A 6,669-nucleotide genomic window follows, 5' to 3' on the forward strand; every position below is an offset into this window, starting at 1 on the left:
CGCCGACCAGCGGCCCGGCCGCCGCCGCGAGCCCGATGGCGGCGGTGCGGACCGCGATCGGCCCGGACAACCGGTCGGCGGGCCAGGTGGCCCGCAGCATGCCCAGGGTGGCGGGTTGCAGCAGCGCGCCCGCCATGCCCTGGACCACGCGCAGCGCGATGACCCAGCCGATGCCGGGCGCGAGGGCGATCCCGAGCGAGCAGGCGGCGAAGCCCGTCACCCCGAGGGTGAACACCCGCCGGTGTCCGTAGCGGTCGCCCAGCCGGCCGGCGAAGACCAGCAGGGCGGCGACGGCGACCAGGTAGCCGGTGCCGGCCCACTGGACGGCCGCGACGGAGGCGTGCAGGTCGTGCTGGAGGGCGGGCCGGGCGACGGTCAGCGCGGTGCCGTCGACGGCGACCAGGGCGGCGCCGGTGATGCTCGCGGTGAGGACGAGCCCCCGGCGGTGCCGCGGCCTCACCGGGCGGCCGGGCCGAGATGCGCGTCCAGTACGGCGCTCAGCAGCGGCTCGACGGACTCGCTGCCGGTGATCAGCCGCAGGCTGCCCCAGGTGCGCAGCTGGGCGAGGCCGTGCAGGTTGGACCAGAGGGCCGCGGTGGCGGTGGTCGGATCGTCCGACCGCGGGTGCACCTCGGCGACCAGTCCGACGAAGGTCAGGAACAGCGGCAGGGTGGTCCGGCGCAGCTCGGCGCCGCTGCCCTCCAGCAGGTCGTGACGGAACATCAGCTCGAACATGCCGGGGTTGGCGGCCGCGAAGCCGAGGTACGCGCGGGCGAGCCCGTCGAGGCGGGTGCGCGCGTCGCCGCCGGTGCCGGCGGCCAGCGCGTCGGCGCCCGCGAGGGTGTCGGTGAGCCTGCCGAAGCCCTGCTGGGCGATGGCGGCGAGCAGCTCGCGGTGGGTGGGGAAGTAGCGGCGGGGCGCGCCGTGCGAGACCCCGGCGCGGCGGGCGATCTCGCGCAGGCCGAGCGCCTGGACGCCGCCCTCGGCCACCAGCTCCACGCCGGCGGCCACCAGTCGGGCCCGCAGGTCCTGCTCCTGTTCGGTCATGAAGACACTGTCTACCAGGCGGACGTAGACAGTGTCTACTCGCGCTCGCGAGGGTGCCCCGGCAGAATCGACGGCATGGACGAAGGCGGCGAGCCGGCCTGCTGGCTGGACCGGGTGTGCCCGGAGTGCGGACGGCTGCGCGAGCGGCCGGGCCCGGGCCCCTGCGAGAGCTGCGGGACGGGCGACGAGGGCGCCGGCCGTGACGGCGCCGACGGCGGGAGCACTGCCGGGAACGGTGTCGGGAGCCGCCCCGGGGAGCCGGACCCCGGGAGCCCCGAAGCCTGACCCCGGCCCGGCCGGGCGGCCGGGCCGGGACGGAGAACCGGGGTGGAGAGCCCGGACGGTGGAGCGGCCGGGCGCGCCGGTGGCGGCGCCGGTCGAGCCCGTTACTGCTGCGACGGCGGCTGGTCGCGGAACTGGTTCTTCAGCTGTTCCTGGGCGGAGTCCACCTGACCGCTGTACTTGCCCTGAGTGCGCTGGTCGACGGCGTCGCCCGCCTTGTCGACGGCCTTGTCGGCCTGGTCCTCGTGGCCCTTCAGCAGGTTCTTGAGCTTATCCATCATGGACATCTGGTCACACTCCTGGATGAGACGCCCCCACTCCTCCAATATCGCCGCGCGAGCGGGAGTCCGCATCCCGCAAGGTGTGCGTAAAGGCTTGGCAACACGATTCCGATCATGTCAAATCATGACCTCACGGCCCGTCGGAAGGAGTTGCCTTGATGCTGCGCACCCGTCGCTCCACTTCCCCGCTCGACCGTTCCACCCCGTACGACCGCGTCACGCCGACCGGACGCCCGCGAACCGCCGTCACCCGGCGAGGCGCGGGCGCCGCGTTGACCGTCGCCGCCCTGGTCGCCCCGCTGCTGCTGGCCGGCGCGGGCAGTGCCTCGGCCGACCCGGACCCGGCGCGCAAGGGTGCCAGGCTGGCCTCCCGGCTGGTCGAGGCCAGCAGCGCCCGCGACGCCCGGGCCACCCTGGCCGCGCTCCAGCGGATCGCGGACCGCAACGGCGGTACCCGGGTGGCCGGTTCGAAGGGGCACGACCAGTCCGTGGACTACGTCTACGAGCAGGCCCGGCGGGCCGGACTGAAGGTGTCCAAGCAGGAATTCGTGTACACCTTCTTCGAGGCCCGCTCGGAGCGCCTCGACGTGGTGTCCCCGAAGGCCGAGTCGGTGCCGGTGGTCGCGATGACGTACTCGGTGAGCGGCCCGGACGCGGGCCTGACCGCGGACCTGGCGGTCGCTCCGGTCGGCGCCACCACCGGCTGCACCCCCGCCGACTACCCGGCGGGCGCGTTCACCGGGAAGATCGCCCTGATCCGCCGCGGCGGATGCAGCTTCGCCGAGAAGCAGGCCGCCGCGGCCGCCGCGGGCGCGTCCGGGGCGATCGTCTACAACAACATCGAGGGCAGCCTCAACGGGACGCTCGGCGAGCCGACGGCCGGGAAGATCCCGACCGGCGGGATCACCATGGCCGCGGGCGAGGCGCTGGCCGCGCAGGCAGCCGCCGGGCCCGTCCGGGTGACCCTGGACATCCGCACCTTCATGGAACAGCGCAGGACCTGGAACGTCCTCGCCGAGACCCGCGGCGGAGACCCGGACAACACCGTGATGGTCGGCGCGCACCTCGACTCCGTCCCCGAGGGACCGGGCATCAACGACAACGGCTCCGGCACGGCCGGTGTCCTGGAGGTCGCCAAGAACCTCGGCGCCCACCCGGTGAAGAACAAGGTCAGGTTCGCCTGGTGGTCGGCCGAGGAGTTCGGCCTCAAGGGTGCCGAGGCGTACGTCAACTCCCTCTCCGACGCGGAGAAGAAGAAGGTCAGCCTCTACCTCAACTTCGACATGATCGCATCCCCCAACTACGCGCAGTTCGTCTACAACGGCTCCGGCAGCGCCGGTGGCGACGCCGGACCCGAGGGCTCGGCGCAGCTGGAGCGGGACATCAACGGCTACCTGGACGGCCGGCGCCTGCCGCACGACCCGACCGCCTTCGACGGCCGCTCCGACTACGGTCCGTTCATCGACGCGGGCATCCCGGCCGGCGGCACCGACACCGGCGCCGAGAAGTTCAAGTCCCCCGAGCAGGCGGCCCGTTACGGCGGCACGGCCGGACTCGCGTACGACTCGTGCTACCACAAGGCCTGCGACAACCTGGGCAACATCGACATGCGCGTCTTCGACGTCAACATCGACGTGATCGCGAACGCCGTCGGCACCTACGCCTGGGACCTGTCCTCGCTCCGCAAGCCCGTCCCGGCCAAGCCCCCGGCGGCCAAGGCGGCGCCCGGCGGCGCGACGGGTATCAGCGGCCCGAGCGGAGGCAGCTCCCACAACGTGACGGCCTGACGCCCGGGTGGGCCCGCAGCCGCTTCCGGCCGGCGGGCCCACCCGACCGCCGTACGCGACGACTCCATCCGGGACCTCCCTCCGGCATCGCTCCTGGTGGGTGCGGGTGCGGCCAACGTAGCGGAGACCACTGACAATCCGGCCCGGGGCCGGTACGGTGCCGCGCGGTGCGCATCCGCCGGGACCCGATGGGTGCGCCGAGCCCGGTCCTGACACCATGGGACCGAGATCACGACACCGTGACACCCTCGGAGGAGTCAGCAACATGAGCACGCACTACGACGTCGTCGTCCTCGGCGCGGGCCCCGGCGGCTACACCGCCGCCGTCCGCTCGGCCCAGCTGGGTCTGAAGGTCGCGGTCATCGAGGCCAAGTACTGGGGCGGCGTCTGCCTCAACGTCGGCTGCATCCCCTCCAAGGCCCTGCTGCGCAACGCCGAGCTCGCCCACATCTTCACCAAGGAGGCCAAGACCTTCGGCATCAAGGTCGAGGGCCAGGTGACCTTCGACTTCGGCGAGGCCTTCCGGCGCAGCCGCTCGGTGGCCGACGGCCGGGTCAAGGGCGTCCACTACCTGATGAAGAAGAACGGCATCACCGAGTACGACGGCTGGGGCACCTTCGTCGACGACCACACCCTCCAGGTCGCGCTGAGCGGTGGCGGCTTCGACGTCGTCACCTTCGACCACTGCGTCATCGCCGCCGGTGCCACCACCCGCCTGCTGCCCGGCACCAGCCTGAGCGACCGCGTGGTCACCTACGAGGAGCAGATCCTCACCGAGCAGCTGCCGGAGAGCATCATCATCGCGGGCGCCGGCGCGATCGGCGTCGAGTTCGCCTACGTCCTGCACAACTACGGCGTGAAGGTCACCATCGTCGAGTTCCTGGACCGCGTGGTGCCGCTGGAGGACGTCGAGGTCTCCACTGAACTCGCCAAGCAGTACCGCAAGCTGGGCATCGAGGTGCTGACCTCCACCCGGGTCGAGTCGATCGACGACAGCGACCCGAACGCCAAGGTCAGGGTCACCGTCACGAAGGACGGCGAGCAGAAGGTGCTGGAGGCCGACAAGGTGCTCCAGGCCATCGGCTTCGCACCGCGGGTCAACGGCTACGGCCTGGAGAACACCGGGGTCAAGCTCACCGACCGCAACGCCATCGCGGTGGACGGCCGCGGCCGCACCAGCGTCGAGCACATCTTCGCGATCGGCGACGTGACCGCCAAGCTGATGCTCGCGCACGCCGCCGAGGCGATGGCCGTGATCGCTGCCGAGACCATCGGCGGGGCGGAGACCATGGAGGTCGACTTCGTGATGATCCCGCGCGCCACCTACTGCCAGCCGCAGATCGCCTCCTTCGGCTACACCGAGGCGCAGGCCCGCGAGCTGGGCCATGACGTCAAGGTCGCCAAGTTCCCGTTCACCGCGAACGGCAAGGCGCACGGCCTCGGCCACCCGATCGGCTTCGTCAAGGTCATCAGCGACGGCAAGCACGGCGAGCTGCTCGGCGCCCACCTGATCGGGCCCGAGGTCACCGAGCTGCTGCCGGAGCTGACGCTGGCCCAGCAGTGGGACCTGACCGTCCACGAGGTCGCCCGCAACGTGCACGCCCACCCGACCCTGGGCGAGGCGGTCAAGGAGGCCATCCACGGCCTCGCCGGGCACATGATCAACATGTGACGTTCGCTGCCCCGGGCGCCCGCCGCGCCCCCGTCGAGCCGTCGCTCGGCGGGGGCGCGGTGGTGTCCCGGCGGTGGTGTTCGCGCGGAGGTGGAAGAGGCGCCCGTCGGCCCTCAGACGCGCCCCGAGATCAGGCCGAGCCCGCCGTCGAAGCGGCGGTAGAGCACCCGGCCGCGCCCGCTCGCGGGGTGCGCGAAGAACAGGAACGGCAGCTCCGCGGCCGCCAGTCGGCCCACGGCCTGCGCCTCCGTCAGCCGGGGCGCGCCGTACGGGCTGAGGGTGATCGGCGAGGTCCGGCGGCCGGCCGGACCGGCGGCGACGGTACGGGCGAGACGGTAGCCGGTCGGCCCGACCCGGTAGACCACGGCGTCGGTCTCGGTCGCCGGATCGGTGAACAGGTGGATGTCGTAGTCCATCGCGTCCATGGTCCGGGCGGCGGCCTCCGGCGAACACCACACCAGCGAGGGCTCCTTGCGCCGGACCACGGTGAGTTCGGACTCCCCGGACTCCCCGGCCGGCCCGGCGGGCGCCGCCGCACGGTGGCCGGGCCAGGGGCGCGGTGCCCAGGCCCCGGTGACGGCCCTGATCCTGCCGCGCAGCGCCTCGCTGACCCGGTCGAGGGAGTCACCGGGCCCGGCCGCGGCCGCCTGGACGCGCACCCGCCGGCCGTCCACCTCGGCGTTCACCTGCGCCAGCACACCCCCGGCCACGGCCGCGAGCCTGATCCGCAGTGCCTCCACCAGTGTCCCGACCCCCGGAGCGGCCGCCGCGGCGGCCACCCGGGCCCGTGCCTCGGCCAGCACCTCGCCAGGCACCCCGTCGAACGCCCTCACCATGACCAACTCGCCCATCACCAGGCCCTTCCACTCCCAGTCGGCGCAATCCGGCGACCAGGATCTCGGCCCCACGGCCCCCGGCCAAGGGCCCAACGACCCCACCTCGGGGCCGGGTGAACCAGTCGGACGGGCCAGTCGGACGGGCCGGACGGGCCAGGGGTGGGCGGTGCCCCGGGCCCGTCCCAGCCGGGCGGGTCAGTACCGCGGGGAGTGTCAGTACAGCTGGGTGCGCAGCCAGCCCTTGACCTCCGGGGTCACCGGGTCGGTGATGTCGCCGAACTCCTCGTGCTTCAGCAGGAACTTGGCGACGTACGGGCAGATCGGCACGATCCGCTTCCCGGCCGCGCGCACGTCGGTGAGGGCCTCCTGCACCAGGCGCGAGGCGAGGCCCTGGCCGGCGAAGGCCTCGTCGATCTCGGTGTGGAAGAAGACGCGCTGGGCGTCGTGGTCCCGGTACTCGGTGAAGCCGGCGAGCTTGCCGTCGACGAGGATCTCGTACCGGTTCCGGTCGTCCGCCCGCTCGACGACGACGGTGGTGGGAGTGGTCACGGGGTGGTCCTTCGGTTGCGGGGAGTGCCGATCGGAGAGCCACCGAGCGGCCCCCGCGACACCGGTCAGCGGGAATCCTGCCAGGTCAGCCGGTCCCCGGCCATCCCGGACCCGGCCGCCCCGCCCGCGTCACGGACCGCCGGGCGGGGCGGCGCCGACGCCAGCTCATCCGCCGGGCCGGCCCTCCTCGCGCCGGCTCGGGCGCCGGCCCTCGT

8 protein-coding genes are annotated in these 6,669 nt (G+C 73.1%); 3 read left to right on the top strand and 5 right to left on the bottom strand.

The features are described 5' to 3' along the window. Window positions 1-460: MFS transporter (locus tag BU198_RS41640; protein WP_188301902.1), on the bottom strand; the 460-nt coding region annotated here is incomplete at its 3' end. Continuing rightward, on the bottom strand, window positions 457-1,047 hold the full coding sequence (locus BU198_RS41645) for a TetR/AcrR family transcriptional regulator (RefSeq protein ID WP_188301903.1): 591 nt from the start codon (window positions 1,045-1,047) through the stop codon (window positions 457-459). The genes BU198_RS41640 and BU198_RS41645, both read right to left, overlap by 4 nt. 75 nt (window positions 1,048-1,122) lie before the next feature. Here BU198_RS41645 and BU198_RS41650 point away from each other — a divergent pair, with 75 nt between their 5' ends. Continuing rightward, complete coding sequence (locus BU198_RS41650) at window positions 1,123-1,332, top strand: hypothetical protein (protein WP_188301904.1); 210 nt, start codon at window positions 1,123-1,125, stop codon at window positions 1,330-1,332. A gap of 101 nt (window positions 1,333-1,433) precedes the next feature. Here BU198_RS41650 and BU198_RS41655 read toward each other — a convergent pair whose 3' ends face one another. Further along, complete coding sequence (locus BU198_RS41655) at window positions 1,434-1,616, bottom strand: antitoxin (RefSeq protein ID WP_188301905.1); 183 nt, start codon at window positions 1,614-1,616, stop codon at window positions 1,434-1,436. A gap of 152 nt (window positions 1,617-1,768) precedes the next feature. On the opposite strand from BU198_RS41655, the gene BU198_RS41660 reads away from it, so the two are divergent. Then, window positions 1,769-3,397, top strand: coding sequence for a M20/M25/M40 family metallo-hydrolase (locus tag BU198_RS41660; RefSeq protein WP_188301906.1), 1,629 nt, complete (start codon window positions 1,769-1,771; stop codon window positions 3,395-3,397). A 265-nt stretch (window positions 3,398-3,662) separates the two neighbouring features. Continuing rightward, complete coding sequence (lpdA, locus tag BU198_RS41665; protein ID WP_188301907.1) at window positions 3,663-5,069, top strand: dihydrolipoyl dehydrogenase; 1,407 nt, start codon at window positions 3,663-3,665, stop codon at window positions 5,067-5,069. 113 nt (window positions 5,070-5,182) lie between these two features. Here the strand turns inward: lpdA and BU198_RS41670 are convergent, their stop codons facing one another. Further along, window positions 5,183-5,977 carry a sigma 54 modulation/S30EA ribosomal C-terminal domain-containing protein gene (locus tag BU198_RS41670; RefSeq protein WP_188301908.1) on the bottom strand — a complete coding sequence of 265 codons (795 nt, stop codon included), beginning with the start codon at window positions 5,975-5,977 and terminating at the stop codon, window positions 5,183-5,185. A gap of 141 nt (window positions 5,978-6,118) precedes the next feature. Then, window positions 6,119-6,454 (bottom strand): GNAT family N-acetyltransferase, encoded by a 336-nt coding sequence (locus BU198_RS41675; protein ID WP_188301909.1) that lies wholly within the window; start codon window positions 6,452-6,454, stop codon window positions 6,119-6,121. Window positions 6,455-6,669: the final 215 nt, after the last annotated feature.

It is taken from the genome of Streptomyces sp. CBMA156 (genome assembly GCF_014596515.1).
Lineage (GTDB): Bacteria > Actinomycetota > Actinomycetes > Streptomycetales > Streptomycetaceae > Kitasatospora.